Source organism: Lysinibacillus sp. NPDC097214, assembly GCF_050277945.1.
Taxonomy (GTDB): Bacteria; Bacillota; Bacilli; order Bacillales_A; family Planococcaceae; genus Lysinibacillus; species Lysinibacillus xylanilyticus_B.
This window is the reverse complement of record NZ_JBNNSS010000008.1, coordinates 50,653-70,695: the sequence shown is the minus strand read 5'-3', so window position 1 is coordinate 70,695 and position 20,043 is coordinate 50,653. Positions and strand designations below refer to the sequence as shown.

Annotated in this window: 17 protein-coding genes; 7 read left to right on the top strand and 10 right to left on the bottom strand. The window is 35.5% G+C overall.

The genetic code is table 11. The features are described 5' to 3' along the window. The first annotated feature begins 93 nt into the window (after positions 1-93). On the top strand, positions 94-750 hold the full coding sequence (locus ACQKMI_RS17845) for a hypothetical protein (RefSeq protein ID WP_427491116.1): 657 nt from the start codon (positions 94-96) through the stop codon (positions 748-750). A gap of 61 nt (positions 751-811) precedes the next feature. Here ACQKMI_RS17845 and ACQKMI_RS17840 read toward each other — a convergent pair whose 3' ends face one another. The 7 genes from ACQKMI_RS17840 to ACQKMI_RS17810 form a co-directional block, all read right to left on the bottom strand. Beyond that, positions 812-1,015 (bottom strand): hypothetical protein, encoded by a 204-nt coding sequence (locus ACQKMI_RS17840; RefSeq protein ID WP_427491114.1) that lies wholly within the window; start codon positions 1,013-1,015, stop codon positions 812-814. A 74-nt stretch (positions 1,016-1,089) separates the two neighbouring features. Next, on the bottom strand, positions 1,090-1,239 hold the full coding sequence (locus tag ACQKMI_RS17835) for a hypothetical protein (protein WP_427491112.1): 150 nt from the start codon (positions 1,237-1,239) through the stop codon (positions 1,090-1,092). A 73-nt stretch (positions 1,240-1,312) separates the two neighbouring features. Next, positions 1,313-2,794 carry a malate:quinone oxidoreductase gene (locus tag ACQKMI_RS17830; RefSeq protein WP_427491110.1) on the bottom strand — a complete coding sequence of 494 codons (1,482 nt, stop codon included), beginning with the start codon at positions 2,792-2,794 and terminating at the stop codon, positions 1,313-1,315. A gap of 461 nt (positions 2,795-3,255) precedes the next feature. After that, positions 3,256-4,167, bottom strand: coding sequence for a nucleotidyltransferase domain-containing protein (locus tag ACQKMI_RS17825; RefSeq protein ID WP_427491108.1), 912 nt, complete (start codon positions 4,165-4,167; stop codon positions 3,256-3,258). A 74-nt stretch (positions 4,168-4,241) separates the two neighbouring features. Beyond that, entirely contained in the window at positions 4,242-4,637 is a 396-nt protein-coding gene (locus ACQKMI_RS17820; protein ID WP_427491106.1) for a MerR family transcriptional regulator, read from the bottom strand. A 141-nt stretch (positions 4,638-4,778) separates the two neighbouring features. Continuing rightward, positions 4,779-5,093 (bottom strand): hypothetical protein, encoded by a 315-nt coding sequence (locus tag ACQKMI_RS17815; protein ID WP_427491104.1) that lies wholly within the window; start codon positions 5,091-5,093, stop codon positions 4,779-4,781. Positions 5,094-5,257: 164 nt separating this feature from the next. After that, a complete protein-coding gene (locus tag ACQKMI_RS17810) occupies positions 5,258-5,407 on the bottom strand; it encodes a hypothetical protein (RefSeq protein ID WP_427491102.1) in 150 nt (49 codons plus the stop codon). A gap of 251 nt (positions 5,408-5,658) precedes the next feature. Between ACQKMI_RS17810 and ACQKMI_RS17805 the strand changes: the two genes are divergently transcribed. Next, positions 5,659-6,150: a hypothetical protein gene (locus tag ACQKMI_RS17805; protein ID WP_427491258.1), complete on the top strand. Its 492-nt coding sequence runs from the start codon at positions 5,659-5,661 to the stop codon at positions 6,148-6,150. Between the two features lie 278 nt (positions 6,151-6,428). On the opposite strand, the gene ACQKMI_RS17800 is transcribed toward ACQKMI_RS17805, so the two are convergent. Then, entirely contained in the window at positions 6,429-6,698 is a 270-nt protein-coding gene (locus ACQKMI_RS17800) for a hypothetical protein (RefSeq protein ID WP_427491100.1), read from the bottom strand. 302 nt (positions 6,699-7,000) lie between these two features. On the opposite strand from ACQKMI_RS17800, the gene ACQKMI_RS17795 reads away from it, so the two are divergent. Both ACQKMI_RS17795 and ACQKMI_RS17790 read left to right on the top strand, forming a co-directional pair. Beyond that, entirely contained in the window at positions 7,001-7,330 is a 330-nt protein-coding gene (locus ACQKMI_RS17795; RefSeq protein ID WP_427491098.1) for a BRCT domain-containing protein, read from the top strand. 254 nt (positions 7,331-7,584) lie between these two features. Next, positions 7,585-8,007: an exosporium protein C gene (locus ACQKMI_RS17790; RefSeq protein ID WP_427491096.1), complete on the top strand. Its 423-nt coding sequence runs from the start codon at positions 7,585-7,587 to the stop codon at positions 8,005-8,007. Positions 8,008-8,268: 261 nt separating this feature from the next. Here the strand turns inward: ACQKMI_RS17790 and ACQKMI_RS17785 are convergent, their stop codons facing one another. Then, entirely contained in the window at positions 8,269-10,137 is a 1,869-nt protein-coding gene (locus ACQKMI_RS17785) for a leucine-rich repeat domain-containing protein (protein ID WP_427491094.1), read from the bottom strand. Positions 10,138-10,686: 549 nt separating this feature from the next. Between ACQKMI_RS17785 and ACQKMI_RS17780 the strand changes: the two genes are divergently transcribed. From ACQKMI_RS17780 to ACQKMI_RS17770, 3 genes are all read left to right on the top strand, one after another. Continuing rightward, on the top strand, positions 10,687-12,150 hold the full coding sequence (locus ACQKMI_RS17780) for a S8 family peptidase (RefSeq protein ID WP_427491092.1): 1,464 nt from the start codon (positions 10,687-10,689) through the stop codon (positions 12,148-12,150). 527 nt (positions 12,151-12,677) lie between these two features. Next, entirely contained in the window at positions 12,678-15,032 is a 2,355-nt protein-coding gene (locus tag ACQKMI_RS17775; RefSeq protein ID WP_427491090.1) for a M13-type metalloendopeptidase, read from the top strand. A gap of 440 nt (positions 15,033-15,472) precedes the next feature. Beyond that, positions 15,473-16,663 carry an MFS transporter gene (locus ACQKMI_RS17770; RefSeq protein WP_427491088.1) on the top strand — a complete coding sequence of 397 codons (1,191 nt, stop codon included), beginning with the start codon at positions 15,473-15,475 and terminating at the stop codon, positions 16,661-16,663. A 619-nt stretch (positions 16,664-17,282) separates the two neighbouring features. Here the strand turns inward: ACQKMI_RS17770 and ACQKMI_RS17765 are convergent. After that, entirely contained in the window at positions 17,283-19,334 is a 2,052-nt protein-coding gene (locus ACQKMI_RS17765) for a GAF domain-containing sensor histidine kinase (RefSeq protein ID WP_427491086.1), read from the bottom strand. Positions 19,335-20,043: the final 709 nt, after the last annotated feature.

Below are 20,043 nucleotides of genomic sequence, written 5' to 3'. Positions count from 1 at the left end.
ATTCTTGACAAAACAAAGTGACATATACTTTAATTAATATATATTTTAATTATTAAAATATATATTAATCAAATTAACATGAGGTGATTATCCGTGATTCAAAAACTACGTACAGTAACCCTTACTAATGGCACTATTAGAAACTTAGCAGCAGACTGTGAGCAATTAAATATCCGTGGATTTGTTACTTTACATCAAGAAATACGCGTAAAAAAAATCTCTACTCATGGTCATAGTTCTTTTCATTCCCGCGTTGAAGCGCAAGTTTTAAATAGTTCAGGATCATGCTCTATAAAAGATTTTTGTGAAACTAATGAGGTTAAAAATGCCGGGAGCTTAACTATGTGCAATGGGCGAGTATCAAAATTGAATAGTTCTGGGAAGTTGACCATTGAACAAAACTTACAAGCAGAACAGTTTCATGCAGTCGGTTTGGTTAAAGCGAAGGAAATAGAGGCTAAACATTTTCAATTAAAAATGTCTGGCGGAAATGAGATTGGAAAGCTTAGTGCAAATGTGATACATGTGGAAAAAGATACGTTATCTATATCTTTTCTAAAGAAAAAGCTGACTTGTAAATGTATTAAAGGTGAACAAATACATCTTTCCTATACAGATGCAGAAATTGTTGACGGAGATATTGTAGTAGTAGGCGATAATTGTCATATACAAACACTTTATTATACAAAAAGCTATTCGATTGCTAAAAACGCCAAGGTGCAGCAAATTATACGGAGGGAAAAGGAATGACATTCATAAACATCATACAAGGCTTTTTTTGCTCATTAGCCCTTCTCGTATTATCTGTCCTCTACGCTGGGCTGATCTTAAGTGCATTACTATCAATAGTAGCCGGCATTTTGCGAACATTCGGCTTGGAACAAATACAAATGAGCATTTGGAGTGGTGTTGAGCTTCCAATCGCTTTCAGCATTCCTCTAGCACTCTTGGTTTCTTTATTGCTGTTCTTTTGTTCTGTATATATCAAACGCTCTATCCAATTTTGTTTTTCCAAACTTAAATTTTAAAATTAGAAGCACACCTTTTGTTTGATAGTAAAAGGTGTGCTTCTAATTATTTATTTTACTTTTAGATAGTCAAAAGATATTTGTTTAATAATCGATAATTGTAACGATGGTCGAATACTTCGTCATATACTTCATCAGTATTTTTCTCACCTTGCTCTTTTGCAAAATACTCTTCCTTAATGATTTGGAAATAAAAAATAGAACCTTTCATCCAAAATTAGAATGAAGGTTCTATTTTATTTTGTAGAAACAAACGCTTAAATCCTTTGTTTCTACAACTAATTTTATTTTAAACGAAGCGCTTCGTCCGTTGCTTCGTTAATTTCTTTAAGAAGCTCTGGATTTTCTGCTAATGACTTGCCGTATGATGGGATCATATCTTTAATTTTTGACTCCCACTCGTTAACATGTTGAGGGAAGCATTTATTGATTACCTCAATCATAACGTGTACAGCAGTAGATGCACCTGGAGAAGCTCCAAGTAATGCAGCAATTGAGCCATCAGAAGCACTTACAACTTCCGTACCAAATTGAAGCGTTCCTTTACCACCAGCTTCAGTATCTTTAATAACTTGTACACGTTGACCAGCTACAATAATATCCCAATCATCGCTCTTAGCATTCGGGATGAAATCACGTAGCTCTTCCATACGTTGTTCTTTAGATAGCATAAGCTGTTGGATTAAATATTTTGTTAATCCCATTTCTTTAACGCCTGCCGCTAATAACGTTGTAAGATTATGCGGTTTTATAGAAGCAAATAAATCCATATTTGAACCTGTTTTTAAGAACTTAGGTGAGAAACCTGCGAACGGTCCAAATAGTAATGATTTTTTGTTATCAATATAGCGTGTATCAAGATGCGGAACAGACATTGGTGGAGCACCAACTTTAGCTTTTCCGTATACTTTCGCATGATGTTGTTCAGCAACTTCTTGGTTTTTACATTGTAAGAATAATCCACTGATTGGGAATCCACCGATATGTTTCCCTTCAGGAATACCTGATTTTTGTAGTAATTCTAGGCTTCCTCCACCAGCTCCAAGGAAGACAAATTTTGCTGTATGGTATTCCATTTTACAGCCATCTTTGTCGTGCACTCGTACTTCCCATGAACCATCGCTAGTACGTTTCATGCTTTCAACACTATGATTGTAGTTGATGTCAACGTCTTTATTTTTTAAGTGGTCGAATAACATACGTGTTAATGCACCAAAGTTAACGTCTGTACCAGTGTCAATTTTTGTCGCAGCGATAGCTTCATCTGCTGGACGATCTTGCATAATAAGAGGAATCCATTCCTTTAGTTTTTCTGGGTTATCAGAAAATTCCATACCTTGGAATAAAGGATTTTTTGTCATCGTTTCATGACGTTTTTTTAGAAACTCTACATTGTCTTTCCCTTGTACTAAACTCATATGAGGTAAAGGCATAATAAAGTCTTGTGGATTACTGATTAGTTTATTGTTCACAAGATAAGACCAAAATTGTCTCGAAACATGGAACTGTTCATTAACGTTAATCGCTTTGCTGATATCGATTGATCCGTCTTTTTTCTCTGAAGTGTAGTTAAGCTCACAAAGTGCAGCATGTCCAGTTCCCGCATTATTTAATTCGTGAGAACTTTCTTCACCCGCTTTATCAAGCGACTCAAACACTGTAATTTTCCAATCTGGTGCTAATTCTTTAAGCATTGTCCCCAAAGTCGCACTCATGATTCCGGCACCAATTAAGATAACATCTGATTTAGTTTGTCTGTTACTCATTTTTACCTTCCTTATATATTAAGATTTGCAGAAAGGATGTAAGCTCTCCTGCGGTCACAGTAAGCTCTAGAGTAACTTAGGAGTACATCTTTTCTGTATCAATTATTACCTTATTGCAGTGTATCATAATTACATAAAGATTAAAATATCAACTATCTATATGAGAGTTATGTGCATTTTTCGAGCCTTCCCCTTAATAAATCAAGAGAAAAACCTACTATTCCCTCCCTAAGAATGGCTACCTTTATTTAAACGTTATGGAATAATCGTCCTAAAATTGGCTAGCATTTTCATAAAATAACGAGGTTTTTTTAATTATTATATTTATATAATAACATAAAAATATGGAACCAGTCTTGTTTTTGCACCGGCCCCACCATATAGAATTTTTCTTCACTATTTTCTAGTGTTATGTTTAATTTATTTCTTTTGTAGTCTAACCAAAGAAATCACATCTCATCCTATTTCTCGATAGGACTTTTTATTTTCCAACCATCTATATTAAAATCACCCATCTGATTCATTACATGGTTACCTAACTCTTCGTATGCCTCCAGCATCTTTTGTTTATCCACTACTTCTAGTAATGCTTTTAAAAACATTTCCTTAAATATCGAATCAGGGAAAACATTTTTTAAATATTTTTTAATAAAGGCAGGATCTATAAGATAAGAATGTACTTGATAGTATGGAATGCTTTCTAATCTCAAAAACTGGCAGTACTCAGAAAATAAATTAGCTAATGAGTTAAAATATACAAAGTGGAAATCCACTCTTTTTTGTTCAAAACAATCCTTTAAATTATCTAATGAATCCCATAGTGAATATTTTTTTATTTCTACTATTGTCTTATTTAGTTCATCATACTCATTGTTTAGCCAATGTTCAGCTTCGATTTTTAATTCATTAAGTATCCCCGTGTTATCGAATAGAATCTTTCCTGTCATCAATTGAACCATGGACATTGTTCTTTTGTTTTGAAAATCTTGTTGAAAGTATTTGCGAATTTGTTTTGGTGGATTGGCGAAATATTCTATAAGAAAACCATTTATAAGTTTATTCCCTCTCTCTCGCCACTCAACATCATCCGATAAAATAATATGTACATCAATATCAGAACGTTTAGTAGGATTACCCGTAATATAGCTCCCACATACAAGTGCCCCCACTACATCATTTCTATTCCTCCAGTCCTTTAAAAACTTTTCAAGCGCTATCTTCCATTCTTCCATAAAGTTATCATCACCTTCTTGAAAAATTTGTACTTTAGCATATGTAATATATTCAAAAATTTTTTTATAAATCCTTTCAGAAGAGATGAACTCTGTATATGAAAAGAACACAGCATATTTGCTGTGTTCACGATGTGCCACTTTTGCCTATTGTTAATTCAGTACAGTACAGGGAGATAGTAATGTGATACCGTGATTTTTATGAGAACACCTATCTAACCTTTATTTTTTTCTAATAGCTGCTCCATTTTATCATCAGCACGTTGTAAGACTTGCTTTATTTGTTTAATCTCTTTTTCTCTTTGAATCATCTGCTTATACTTATTTTGAAATAATAATTTCATCTGTCGCAGGTTTTGAATTTCCGCTTCTGTCAATTCATCATTTTCATCAGTATTTTGCGACCATTCAAAAAGTATTTTAATTTCTTGAAGTGAAAAACCACATTGCTTTAGTTTAAGGATTGTACTAATGATTTCGATATGATCCACGTTATACTCACGATGTTTGTTATTTATTTCTGGACGTAATAGACCCATTTTTTCGTAATAACGGATAGTGTCTTTACTAAGACCAGTACATGTAGCAAATTCACCGATTTTTATGATCATCACCTACTAGTAAATAAATTATTTATCAATTTCGCCTTGGCGTAATTGTGCCCAAGCCTGTATATTTCAGTAGGTGTTAGGACACTCACTGAAAAGGAACCACATCTACATTCATCTCAACTCCTTCAGAGGTGGAAGTTTTTACTGAATGAAGATAACCATTAATAGCAGTATACAATGGAATATGAAGCGAACGATATGATGACTATATCTAAGCTGTTTATTAGTTACTAGCCCTTCCGCAACTGCTAATACATGTAACAGAACAAATTCAAGAATTAGTAACATTAGTACCAGAGATTTGTTTGGTAAAAATATCGTTACAAGAACACTGATAGATAAGACCACAAATAAGACTGTTCGTACTTGATATCCGTTCTCTTTCCATTGCTGCAAGCCTGCAATCCCTGTCAATAATGCGTATAACCCTATCAATACATAAGTAATAAAAGCCATTCACATCACCCCATTCTTTTAATACTTTCACTTTAAAAGATGGAGTTAACTCCATGTCAACAAATTTATTTGGGATTAAATAAAGGAATTGGATAAAAACCCAATTCCTTATGAATAGACGCATTTTTTAGCCAGTCTCTGTGTCCTAGAAAATACAATTCTACTTAGAAAATATCAGCTAAATAGTTTTGAACAGATTCCGGTAATAGTTGAAAGAATAACCCTTCATATTTGATATCGAGTATACCAGCAATGAAAATAATAATAATGATGAATATTAAAAGGAGTTTCTTATTTTTAGAAATCCACTTCAATAGGCTCCCCTCCTCTTAAAAATAACATTTATAGTTTGTCAGTTAAGTATATATTGATTCATATAATATATAAACCTGTCCTTTTGATAATAAAATCATTCTCAGTCACCCAAATCGGAGATGTTACATAAATTAAAATGATGCTGTTGAAGTTCTTTTAGTCATGAATTCAATTTTCGGGTAAACAATAATTAACTAAAGCTTTTGTTTCACCAATGATTGATGGAAATTTTATAAAGAAAGGAATAGCCATGGTAAACTTTAAATCATTTCGTGGTGTCGTTACGCAGATTGATGATTTCCCAATTGGGCAAAATGGAGAAAAAGAAGGCTGTTATAAACTTATGACGGTAGAAGATAGTACTCAAGGCATCGTCAATTTTGTCATCTCACCTTCTACTTACTTTGTAAATCAAGAAATCGTGGCTCCCGGCGATCAGGTTACTGGATATTATGATGGGAATGCACCTGTACCTTTAATATATCCGCCTCAATATCGAGCACTTGTTGTTGTAAAGGAAAATAACAATCAAAATGTAAAAGTCGACTTTTTTAATCAACAATTAGTGAGTAGTGATGGCCAATTACAACTAAATCTTTCTGCTTATACACTTATCTTGCTCAAAAATGGGCAGCCTTTTTCGAAAAGCCTAGCCAATAGAAACTTAATTGTGATCTATGGCCCTACTACAAGAAGTATCCCTGCACAAACCACACCGTATAAAATAATCGTTTGGTGTTAATTTAAAATTAGGAACATGTAGTGGCTTTCCGTTTCAACTAGCGCTTTCCAGGGGCGCTCCTACCCAATCCATACTATTCATGACATACGTAAATATCATGCCATCTTTCGTGATAACACAAAAACTAAACTGAATATTATAAATATACACAAAATATTTCCCAGGAAAGGTGCTCAGTCACCCCATCTTTTGCAACATTTCGCATAAGAATAAAATTAAGCGGCTTAGTCCTTTTATTATTGGATTTAAGCCGCTTAAAATTATATTTATTTCTTCTGTCACTGTTTGCCTTGCATTTCGTGTAATTGCTGCTTGATCTGCTCTAAGTATTCTTTATTTTGTTGGACTGTATCCAAATGCTCACCATATTCCTTTGCATTCATAAATGCATTTTCTGCATGTTCGATTTGATTGAAAGCATGCTCAATCGCTATTTCCTCCGGATGTGTCTTTACATGCTTCAACAAACGCTCTGCCTTTTGGACAGAGTTCCCAAACAAAGTGCTTGGATGATCCTTTTTCCAACTCATATCTGAGTGCTTAGCCAATTCTACCTCTCCCCTTCCTGCCATTTTAATAAATAATCTAAATATAGTATTGTAAAATGTGCAGAAAATATGTACGGATAAAGTAACGAAAATCTATGCAATCTAACTTTGACTATAAATACATCCTCAAAAAAATTAATGGACCTACTTACAAAAATAAAACGCAAAAAAGAAGCACTAATGAATGCTTCCTCTTTAACTTATGATACGATTTCCATGACTAGTTTATATGTAGAATCAAATCAATCAATCTCACCTATAATTTAAGTAGAAACCTTTCATTTCACTCAAGGAGAATCAACATGAATAACAATACAGAATTCATCCATCTTTCTAATCCATCCCAATGTTTAAAGCATCCATTTCATCATAAACAAATCGTCTTTACAGGGGCGCTTTCCACTATGACACGTTCAGAAGCTGCAAAAAGAGTACGAGCTTGTGGAGGGATTATGCAAGGGGCTGTTACACAGGATACAGATTTTCTTATTCTTGGGGACAAACGTCGTGGTATAAGTACGAAACAATTAAAAGCTGAAAAGTTGATGAGCCTAGGCTTAGACATTCAAATAATTATTGAGGATGATTTTATTTGGCTCATTTCAATGCAAGAAGCGCAACCTCAAATTTAAACACCTTTCTCTAATCTCATCTAAGAAGGTATGAAAAACAACTATGTTCACATACCTTTCCACCTATTTTATTACCTCAAACTTATGATAAGGATCTCCGTAATCATCCCAAATGATTTTAGGCTTACAATTCCTGAAGGACTAGAACAATAATCTAAACAAAGTTTTAAAAATAGCACGGCTTAGTTTACTACACAATCAATCTCTACTATCAAAGCATATCTTTTAGTATCCTAGCAAAAGGAGGTGATAAAATGGTGCAAATCCTTGATTACCAAGCAGTTGAGCCTCTAAGCACATTTAACCCAGCAAATGCCTTTCCTATTCCGCAAGCTCCATTTAGAGTTCTTTTAGCTTCGATTCAAATAAACATCCCAGGTACAGCTTCAAGAAATAATCGCGTCGAGCTACTTACAAGCGTCGGTGTGGCTGGAGTTATAGATATTTCACAAATTGTATTTAGAGTGTTCCGTAACGGGAAAGAAATCTTTAATACTCAAGATGGCGTAGAATCAACTGGTTCAGAGCAAAACTATGTCTTTACATTCCAAGCTATTGATTCCAATTTAACAGCTGGCGCTAACTTCTATCAGGTTTTCGCTGAGAATATTACACCCAACACACAAGCAAATGTTGTTGGACCCGTTTCTTTTAGTGGCCTAGCAATAAAAAGTTAACGATAACAGCTCTTACTATGAATTGATTATGTTATGCCCAGCGCGAATTTGTGGCATACATGATCAGTTTTTTTAAGAGTGTTATTGGATAGAGTAAGATGCCTGTTTTAAAGCACACTATATAAGGATTAAAAATAATAAGCTGTATAGAAGTTATTAAAAATCTAACTTTCTATACAGCTTATTTTATTCATTTGTATTAAAACTTCCCTAATATCTAAGTGAGATATTATAAGTCTATTTTAAATGAAACACATTACCTCAATAAATCAAAATTCTTTTGTCTAGAACAGATGTATTTTGCACCTGATTGCCTAAAATATATAGCTTTTGCAAATTAGGTAGATTCACCAAAGGCTCTACATTTGAAAGAGCGTTATTTTCCAAATGAAGCTCCTCAATTTGTTGCCATTTTTCCATAAAACTTAATGATTGTAGTGAACTATCTTGTATAGTGAATGAACGCAGGGCTGAAAGGCCAGCAAAGTAAGGCATAACCTTATCGACTTCGTGTACCCAGTCACCATTATCTATTCGGAAGGATACATCATTCAACGTTAAATGTTCCAGTTTGTTATTATTAAACGAATTTTGACTATTAATTTGAAACTTACACTCATTACAATTTAACGTTTTTACATGCTGTAAATTAAATAATTCACTCGTCTCTTCATAAAAAGTGGTCTCATTTAAATTTATTGTTTGCAGATTTGATAGACGATTTAAAGAACGGATGCCTGTAAATTCGCCAGACTCCATTGCTATAAGTTGTTCTAGCTGTGGGTATTTCAGTAATTCTGCCCCATTCAACTGCGCCCCACTTATATCAACAGTCAAATCTTTTAAAGCAGGTGCCTCTAACTTAGGTAGGAAAGTACTTTCTAATTCCGCTTTTTTTAAATGGGGTGCTACAATCGATGCTATTTGCCCACTATAACCGATTATCGATAAATCAGTCAGTGACGTCAGGCTGTTCACAATATCAAGCAATTCTAATTTATAAAGAGAAGCTAAACGCAGCTTTGTCAATGAAGACTTATTTCTAAGGCGTTCTACATTCGTAATATCCATATTTTCAAGATCAAGCGATTGCAAGTTAGGCATGTTTTGTATAAAATCTAGCGTTTTTAAATTTTTTACCGCTGTAAGTTTCAATTCTTGTAATTGATTCAGTGAATAGAACGAGCTAAAGTCTGTCGCTTCACTCATATCTATTGCTAACGACTCTAAATCAGTTAATGAAGACAACCACTTCAAATCATTGGTAGACCGTAAAGACAATGATTTTAATGGTAGTTTATTCAGAAGAGGGAAGTCTGTAACCGTCTCAGTGAAATACGAAATTTCAAGTGATTGAAGATTAGGAAACGCTAATAATAAAGCAAGTTCATCATTACTTCGAATTTGGATAGAGAGCTCTACAACAGTAGACTTATCGCTAAAATATTCAGCAATTTTACTAAATGATTCATTAAAGCTACCTGTATAGCTTTTTAAACCTTCCAGATGTCGGAAGCTTACATTTTCACTTCGTGATATTTCATAATCACCCATCAAATTCAATACCGTCAGACCAGTAAAGGCTTCAAAATCTTTTTGCTCGATTTTTTGTGTATTTAATAACTTATCCATCATGATATAGTTAGAAATTTTGGCTTGCTTATTTGTAAATGGATCGTCAAGACTGTAATCAAAATGCCACTGATCTTCAGCATAGTATGCCTTTAAATAACGGATACTTGCGATTTCTTCTTTAGTCGGCATAGCTCCACCTTTATCAAAAATATCTTTTAAAAAGAATAAAAGAACTTCGCTTTCAGGCATTTCTCGAACAGGTATTTCCTTTCGCTTACCATATTCTGTTTGATTGTTGCTCAAAAGCAAATAGCCTAGGAATACACACAGGATTACAATCGGTATCATGAAAAGCGCTTTTAAATTCGTTTTTGGGCGTGTAGCTTTATCCGAAGAAGTTGTACCATAATAATTATTAATCGTCTGATCAACATAATAGACTTTATTCTCTTTCAACATTATTTCTGTTTCACAAAAAGGACATTTGAATGCTTGTTCCTCTTTATATTCAATTTTCCCATTACAATTCGGACAATTTAATTTAATTAATTCCACTGGCAGACCCTCCCCAGCTCTATTTTCAATTAAGCTTAGTTGTCTAAAAAATAAATGTCAATATTTCTATTAAACACTAATTATCTTCCACCTTTAGACCTGCAACAAAAAGTCCTCAAGTAGTTATAAAAGGCGACTTTTATTGTGTTTATTCACTTTTTTATACAATAAGATTAAACTTCTACTTTACTATCACATCATCAGTAAGTGCTTCGTTTAATTTCCTAGCGTAATCAACCTACACGTCTTTTAAACTAAAATGAACCTCTAAGGTTTCTCTATTACCTTTCCAGCCTTTTGAAATAGTCTCCCTATCTCATTAATGTCCCATTTAGACTCAGTATTCTTATGGATAACTATCTGCAACTTTGTGGTATCATTCCCCAAAACTATTAATCTCATCTGAAATCTTTAGTGGATCACGATGAAATAACAATCACGACTTTTGGTGATAAGTCTATTTTTATAAAATCTCTCGATAATTAGTTCTAAAAGAAATTGAAGAGCATAAAATTATTTTAATTTGAAGAATTTTTAGGGGGAAATTAAATGAAAAAGAAACTAGTAATGTTTTCAATTTGTTCTGTCCTATCATTTTCTCTACTAGCTGGCATTCCAACAACTAAAACAAATGCTGCGCAGGAAGAGGAACATTATGTAATAGCCTACAAAGGGAAGCTGCCTGATAACTTCTCAGAATCTATTTCTAAAGCTGGAGGGTCCATTGAAAGGGTTATTCCCGAAATCGGTATTGTAGAAGCTACCTCTTTTGATTCCACTTTCCTTTCAGCTGTAAAACAAGATAAAAATGTACAATCAGCTGGACTAGAACTTGAAGCATACTTAGAAACGGATCCGGATAATGCGATTAGTTTTACTCCCGGAACTCCTAATGGTGAGAAAGCTTCATTAGATCCAAATGCAGAAAGCTATTGGGACAAACAATGGGACATGCAACGTTTAACGAACAATGGGGAGTCCTATAATTTAAATAAAGGAAATCACGATACCGTTGTAGCTGTCATCGATACTGGTATCGATTTTAGCCATCCTGATTTACAGAATAATGTCGATTTGGCGGGTTCAAAAACCTTCGTACCTGGTACAACTGATGCGTGGGACCAAAACGGTCATGGTACACATGTCGCTGGATCGATTGCAGCTAACGGGAAGGTTATGGGTGTAGGTCCAGATTTAACGGTTAGAGCATATCGTGTTTTTGGAGCAGATGGACAAGCTGAACAATCATGGATTACCGATGCCATTGTAGCAGCAGCAAACGATGGAGTAGCAGTAATTAACATGTCCATTGGGGGCTGGCGTTGGATGGCTCATAACTTAGATGAAAAGGGTGATTCCGCTTCAATGGTAGCCTATCACCGTGCCGTTCAGTATGCGATTAAACAAGGAGTTACTGTTGTCGTGTCTGCCGGCAATGACTCAAAAAACTTTAATGATATACATGATATGCAGGCATATTGGAAAGATAAGTACGGATTAGATATCAAAGGTCCTTCACGTGTAGTACCAGCACAAATTCCTGGAGTTATTACGGTATCCTCATCTAATGAATGGTCAAACGATAGTATTGCATTTTACTCCAATTACGGGAATGACATTGACGTAGCCGCTCCTGGTGGGGATAATGGTCCATTATATGATAGTTTATATCGTCAGGATCCAACTGGAAACTATTTAGATAAACGCGATTTCACTTATCGTACACTATCTACTTACCCTACTTATCCAGTCGCAGGTGGAAATGCAACTACGGAATTCAATGATGGAAGTTGGCACGGCTATTCTTATTTACACGGAACTTCAATGGCAGCACCGAAAGTAGCTGGTGTGGCTGGAGTTATTAAAGCTGCTCACCCTGAATATAATCCTTCCCAAGTAGCAGCTGCCGTCAGAAAAAGTGCCATTGATTTTGGCAAAGTCGGCCAGGATCCACTTTACGGGTCAGGTGAAGTTAATATTTATAATTTTTTATCGAATAAACAGCCTAAGTAGAAATAACTAATAAAAACAGCTGAGAACCTCTCAGCTGTTTTGTTGTGATAAAATAAAGTTATTCGTATCCACCCTTATTTTATACAATATCCTTCAATAACCATTCACAAACTCCTCAATTACTATCATGACGACTCCCTCCACATGCTGTATGACATAAGTTACTCTTGAATATAATAAAAGCAATAACGACATTAAATCTTTTGTAAAAGACTGTTTTAAATACTGAAGAACCCCATTTACTTATGATAAGGTTCATCGTTATATATCTTATTGCGATTCATATTTGACCACTATAGTTCATAGCGGAATTTCCAACTAAAAAGTGACCTTCTTGTAATACCGCTCTTGCTTAAAAGCTATATCACCGAAAAATTGACTGAATCATACTCTCTTGAAAATGTAAAAAGCTCCTTACATATTTTCAAACAGAAAAAAAACAACTACAATGGTATGTAAATGGAGAAAATTCTAAATTATCCCCATTTATCTTTATTTATACAAATATAATTTAGAGGAGCTCGAAGATGAAAAAGAAGGTTTTATCCTTACTCACGGCCATAATAATGGTCCTATCAGTTAGCGTATCGGTGTATGCCGATGAAAAGTCGCCAGCAGCGACAAGAGGAGAGATTGTAAAAACCTTGTTGATGGCAGCAGACGCTTATCAACCAGGAGTTAATAAAGAAGCCATTATGCTAGGCTCTAAAAGTGGAGATTTAAGAGAGAATGAGCCAGCTAAGAAGGTTGAAGCTTTAATCATGTTGAGCAGGGCATTCGGCGAATTGCCAAAGCCTGTCGGAAATGATCTACGCAGTGGAACATTTGGCGTCGAGTTCACCGATGTACCCGCTTGGGCCAAGAAAGATATTGATAAATTAGCAAAAGCAGGCGTACTGACAGGCAACCCTGACGGTACATTAGGCGCAAATGACACTATTACAATCGATGAATTCCAAAACATTATCGCCAGAATTTGGTCGCTTCAAGGCTCCCATTTAAATGACGATTTTTATGAAGCAATCAATAAGAAATGGTTAAATAAATCAGCAATTCCAGCAGGAGAAATCATGGGCGGCGTATTTTCCGAGCTGCACAAGGAAAATAGCGATAAAATAGAAAAAATAATTGATGAACTCGCTGGCAAACAATTCGCAGAAGGAACAAAAGAACAAAAAATTGCCGACTTCTATTCGACAGCGTTGGATTCAAAAAATAGAAATAAACAAGGGATTGAGCCCATTCAAAAATATGTAAAGGCAATAGACGGGGCTAAAACGTTTGATGAACTCGTTCAAGCAGATCTTACCCTGGAGAAAGAATTGGGTCTAAGCTCATTATTCGGCTTTGCAATCATGAACGATGCAAAAAACAGTAGTGAAAATGCTTTGTACTACTCTGGATTATCTACTGGTCTGGATCAGAACAGCTTTGTAACGGAAGACGCGAAAGCGAAAAAAGCCTATATTCAATATATGAACAAACTTCTTGTGGCATCGGGCGCGGAAAAGTCTTCTGCGAAAGAACTTGCTGAGAAAGTTTACGAAATGGAGAAAAGCTTAGCTTCTGTTTCACTTGAACCTCATGAACAAGGCGACGTCAATAAATATTATAATCCGTATACAATCGAACAATTCGATGACATGTTCAAAACAATAGATATGAAACAAGTCTTGAAATCGATGAAAGTCGACAGTGCAGATAAAGTGATCGTAACCGATGTGAAGCTGGCGCAAAAAGGCTCGGAACTCTTGACTGAGGCTAATCTTAATGTACTTAAAGCTTACTCCAAAGTGCAATTGCTTTCGGCAACAGGCGGATTGTTGTCAGATGAATTCGCAGATGCTGCTATTGAGTTTGACGCAAGCATATACGGCGTTACAGGTAAAAAAACTGATAAGGAAATTGCAGTAGCCAAGACAACTGGCACAATGGGCGGATATTTGGAGCAGATGTTTGCCGAGAAACATTTTTCACCACAAGCTAAAAAAGATGTTGAGCAAATGGTAAAGAAGTTAATTGCTACGTATGAGGAAAGAATCAAATCCCTTGATTGGATGTCAGAAACAACAAAAGCTAAAGCAATTAAAAAGCTGAATACGATGATTGTTAAGATCGGTTACCCAGATAAGTGGGATACGACATTAGATAAAGTAGCTATCAAGACATATGACGAAGGTGGTTCGCTGTTCTCTAATACTTTCACAGTAACCAAAGCATACATTGATGACGCGAAAGCGCAGCTAGGAAAACCGGTGGATAAAACGCAATGGAGAACGAGCGTATATACCGTAAATGCTTTCTACAATACTTTTAATAACGATATTACGTTCCCAGCAGGTATTCTTCAAGCGCCTTTCTATGATATTAACGCTAAACCTGAAGCAAACTATGGTGCCATTGGCGTGGTCATTGGCCATGAAATCAGCCATGCATTTGATAACAACGGATCTGCATACGACGAAAATGGAAATGCAAATAACTGGTGGACAGATGAGGACTTTAAGAAATTCAAAGAGAAAAACCAGAAACTGATTGAGTTCTATAATGGAATTGAGATTATTCCCGGTGTGCTGAGCGACGGTCAGCTTACACTAAGCGAGAATGTCGCTGATTTAGGTGGCATGGCGGCTTCATTGCAAGTTGTATCAGAAATGAGTAATCCGGATTATAAAGCATATTTCGAAAGCAATGCAGAAATATGGAAATCCACAACTACAAAGGAATTTGCAGCGATGCTGAGCAAGAATGATGTACATTCAGCCAGTAAAATCCGGGTAAACCGCACGATTGTGAACTTCCAACAATTCTATGATACCTATGGAATTAAGCCTGGAGATGGCATGTATGTAGCTCCGAAGGATCGAGTTTCCATCTGGTAAAATTCAGAGCATCTAGAACTAATTCCGATAGCTCTTATATCAGTGTATAAAGGCAAAGAGACTATCTAGGGCGTCCTTTGTAAATACACCGAAATAAAAAACCCAAGAATGGTGATTTCACAGCATTCTTGGGTTTTGCTTTGAAGAAACACTAATGAAGATATGCATTCGGGCAATTGATACCTATAGGAACCGCACTTACTTATGATAGGGTTCACCGTATGGTAAATAAGTGCGGTTTTTTACATACATATTTTTTAATACCTACTGCCATCAAAAGAACTAAGTATGCTTTCTTAAATAGCCTTCTGCATCCTTGTCGATTCTGGTAATCATTTGATTAAGAGAGGATTATTCTCGCAAAAAAATTTTATGGTATGATGTTTAGGCTGTATATCTACTACTGACACATTTACATTCATCTAAGAAAAGAGGTATTTATGCATCCTTCAGAATTATCCAAGCGACATTGGTTGCTCATCTTAACACTTACTTTATTAACGTTTGTTCTAGGGACAAGCGAATTTGTTATTGTCGGAATCTTAACAGATATTTCTTCAAGCCTTCAAATGACAAACGCAAAAGCAGGCACACTCGTTTCTGCGTTTGCAATCACGTTTGCTATCGCTACACCATTAGTGATGGCAGCAACAAGTCATTTTCCAAAGCGTAAATGGATGTTATTTTTGATAGGGACTTTCATCGTTTTGAATGCTTTGTGCGTAATTTCGACGAGCTACATCATGCTTCTTACACTTCGGATTATGACAGCGATTGTAACAGGAGTACTAATCTCTCTAGCCATGATTGTTGCAAGTGAAACAATGCCGATTAAAAAACGCGGACTTGCTATATCATTTGTTTTCGGTGGTTTCACACTTGCAAATGTAGTTGGAGTGCCAATTGGTATTATAATCGCTGAACGATACGGCTGGAATGCCACTTTCATGTTAACCACTTTCTTAGGAGGATTAGCGTTTTTGGCATCTTTTTTTGTCTTACCTAATAAACTTAGCCAAATTCGCAGTTCGATACGAGATCAATTTTCATTAATGACCAAGCCACGAATTTTGATGGCTTTTTTCATTCCTGCTCTCGGATTCGGTGCAACTTATGCCGTCTTTACGTACCTAGTTCCTATCTTGAAGGAAATGGGGGCACCAAATAATTCAATTAGTTTAATCTTATTTGGTTACGGATTTATCTCGATTTTCAGCAACATTCTTGCCGGTAAAATTGCCAGCCATAATGCAATCGGTCGCCTTCGGTTTGTTTTTCTCGTGCAAGCAGTTGTTCTGACAACTTTATTTTGGACTACAAATCATTTTATTTTGGGTTTGATAAACATTGGAGTAATGTCTTTAATGGCCATCCTCTTAACAACATCTACTCAACTTTATTTAATAGACCTCGCCGGAATTTATCATCCAAATGCTACAGGACTCGCTGCTTCACTTATGCCAGTGGCAAGTAATGTAGGTATCGCTTTTGGTTCTGCATTAGGCGGAATTGTATACCATCAAGGGAATTTGATGAATGTAACATGGGTCGGTGGAGTAGTTGCAGTCTGTGCAAGTCTGCTAACTTTCATTAGTCATCTATTAGATCAAAAACAAAAGAAATCAGCATAAAAATGATAGGTGCAATCATTCGACAGATGGCGATGAATTTTCTTACTTAAAAGAAGAATCGGTTGCCTGTAAAGTGACTTACTTAGATGCAACAGATACTTTAGTAAAAATACAAATCAAATAGGCACATTCGCTTCATGCGAATGTGCCTGTTTTAAAAAAACTCACTTACTTATGATACGGTTCACCGTAATAGGCTTAAGTGCGATTTTTATACAACGCTTAAATATAAATCGAATGTGTCCTCAGTTTTATGTATTCTGCGTAACGTATACACAGAATACATAATTAATTAATATATCACAGGTTGCTATGCTATATTGAATAAGTAGTAAACAACAATTATTGACACCGAATAATGGTAATTTTAGATTTAACAAATTAGCATCATTGGGTGCCAAACCCATTAGAGTTCTTCAGGAACAAAGAATTCTACCGCAGCATCTCCTTGTGAGATGCTGCTTTTTTTGTTTCCATGAAATTTTTGGGCCTATTAATTAAAAACATGAACAAAAGCGCTTTGCAATAAAAGATATGCAAGTAAAGAAGTTTGCATATCTTGCTAATCTATTCAACACTACGGTTCTTCGTAACAACACTAAAGCAGAGATTCACTTTTTCATATATAAGTAAATTTCACAAAAAAAGTAGTTCCTTCAGATCCTGTTTGAAATTCAACTTTTGCGTTATGACGGGCAGCAATTGCATAGCATATGCCTAGTCCTAAGCCAGTGCCATTATCTTTGGTCGTGTAAAATGGAGTACCCAATTTCTCTACTATCGCAGAACTGATACCTTCTCCTTGATCCCGTACTGCAAGAATTACACAATTTTCATCTCCTTTGTAGGTACTGATGGATAGAACCTTACCTGTGCTCATTGATTCTAAGCCATTACGGTATAGATTTATTATCAATTGTCGTATTTCGTTACGATTTAAAAGTAAATCTGGAATGTCTTTCAGATTAAATTGAATAATTTTATTTTGATTAAATGCATCTATCTTTATTAAAGGAGTAATATCTCGAATAATAGAATTTAAATCTAACATCTGTAAATCGGATGTCTTTGTATTACCTATAGAAAGGAATTCAGTAATAATAGAATTGGCACGGTCAAGCTCTTCGATCATTACATTAAAGTAATCATTATGTTTTTCGAACTCGCTCTCTTTTTTTAATAGCTGCAAAAATCCTCGTACTGTTGTCATAGGATTTCTAATCTCATGGCTAATACCTGCTGCCATCTGACCTATTAAGTCTAGGTTTGATAATCTTTTCAATTCCTTCTCATATTTCTTTTTTTCGGTTATGTTTTTTAAAAGGCAGCAGATTCCCTCATCATATGGGTAAGCAACTGCTTCGTACCAATAATCACCATATGCTGAGGTCATTTCGAAATGTACTGCTATTCGCTCTGACATCGCACGATGAAATTCCTTATACATGACCGTATCTACACATTTCGGGAAAATTCCCCATATATTCTGGCCTAATACATCTTTTGCCGTTTTCCTTTGCGGCAAATATTGATGTTTATTCATGTAAAGAAATTCCCACTCTTTGTTCAATGCAAAGAATCCATCCGTTATACTTTCAATAACACTTGTAACCTTTTCATTAGCAGCAGCTAGTTCCCTTGTTCGTTCTTCTACCATATTTTCAAGTTGGTCCATATATAACAAGTTTGAAATTGTAGGGGCTGTGGCATCGACTATCGATTTTGCTAATTGAATTTGAGATTCATGGAAATTACATGTTTCCCCTCCTAAATTGACAACTGTTATAACCCCTAATACTTCCCCCATTGAAACCAGTGGCATCATAAGTAGACTCATACTATCTATATTTGGAGTGAGAATTATACTTTTTGTTTCAATAATCTGTTGAATCATAGCTTCGTAGCTTTGGTTCATTCTTATGCTTTTAAGATTCTCCATCCAATTGGCTTCTGTCCAATCACAGTCTTTATTAAACTTCATGAATGTGATTGTGTTTTTTCCCAACGGATCCAGGATGTGTGCTGCACTTTTTTTGCTACCTAAAACCTTTCCTAAGTAGTAAAAACATTTATCAAGACTTTTCTGCACGGAGGAACACATCGACAAATCACGTGTAACATTGAGTAACAACTGCTTTTCTGCAATAAGGTTTTCCTTTTGCTTTAAATTATTTGCGTTTTGAATTGCAACTGCAGCCATATTCACATATGCTTCAACACTCTGAATTTCTGATTCTGTTAAATTCATCGGCGTTCCATAATCAAATAAAAAAACTAAACCAAATATCTCTTGCTCATATGAGATAGGCAGTGCTAATAAGGATTTAATTTTGAAGGCTTCTACCGATCTCGGGTCAGGCCGATTATCCTTTGAGGTATCAGAGATATAGATGGTTTTTTTAGTTTCAATAACCTCTTTGGCCAGTAAGTCTGTTTCAATATCAATTACCTGCGTATCGAGCGTTATGCCATTCATATCTTCTGGTTTTCCTACAAATCCTCTAAATGTGCCATCTTTTTCTGGTAAATAAATACCAACCGAGTTACATTGCACGATTTCCTCGGATATTGCCTGCGTTACACGCTGTAAAACTTCACGTAGTTCTAACTTTGTATTAATTACTTTGGTTATACTCGCGAGCCTAGAATATCTCGTCTGTTCACTTAACATTCACAATGTCTCCAATCAAAGCCTACTAAAATTAAAAGTAAAAGTATAATTTCTAGCTAACAGTCTAGTTCTAGATCAGTTTACTATTTTTAATTTTATATCTGTATCCTATTATACATGGAAAACCTCTATTACTTATGATATGGTTTACCGTGATAGCGCTAGCCTGTTTCGACCCGATAATAGGAACGACCATAAGGACTTCTAATAACTTCAATTCGCTTTTGTTAGTTCCTGATATATTGTCATTTGTTCCCTTTCAGCAGCAATATTTAACACTCGCACCAATACACATTTAAAAATGAAAGTAACATTTAATTCATAAATCTACTATATTCCCATTTTATGCTTATACTCAGTTTGGAGAAAAAGGACTGTCCAGCAAATTCTTAAATGGAAACAGGTATAGAAAAGAGAACTTTTTCTATACCTGTTTTTTGTATACTTTTTAGTAAATCACTATTTTAGTTGGTGATGGATTGTAGTGGAAGGCGGTGACTCCAGCTGGAATAGCATGAGCTGAATGCCCCGCAGGAGCGGTGCGACGAAGAAACTGAAGTTATGCCCGCGGAACGCGTCCGTCTGAAACGGAAATCAATACATGAAAAAAGGAGACCATCTCTCATTCACTAAATGGCTTAGGAGAAATCCCCTTCTAAAACCGCACTTACTTATGATACGGTTCTCCGTAACGCGGCCAAGTGCGGTT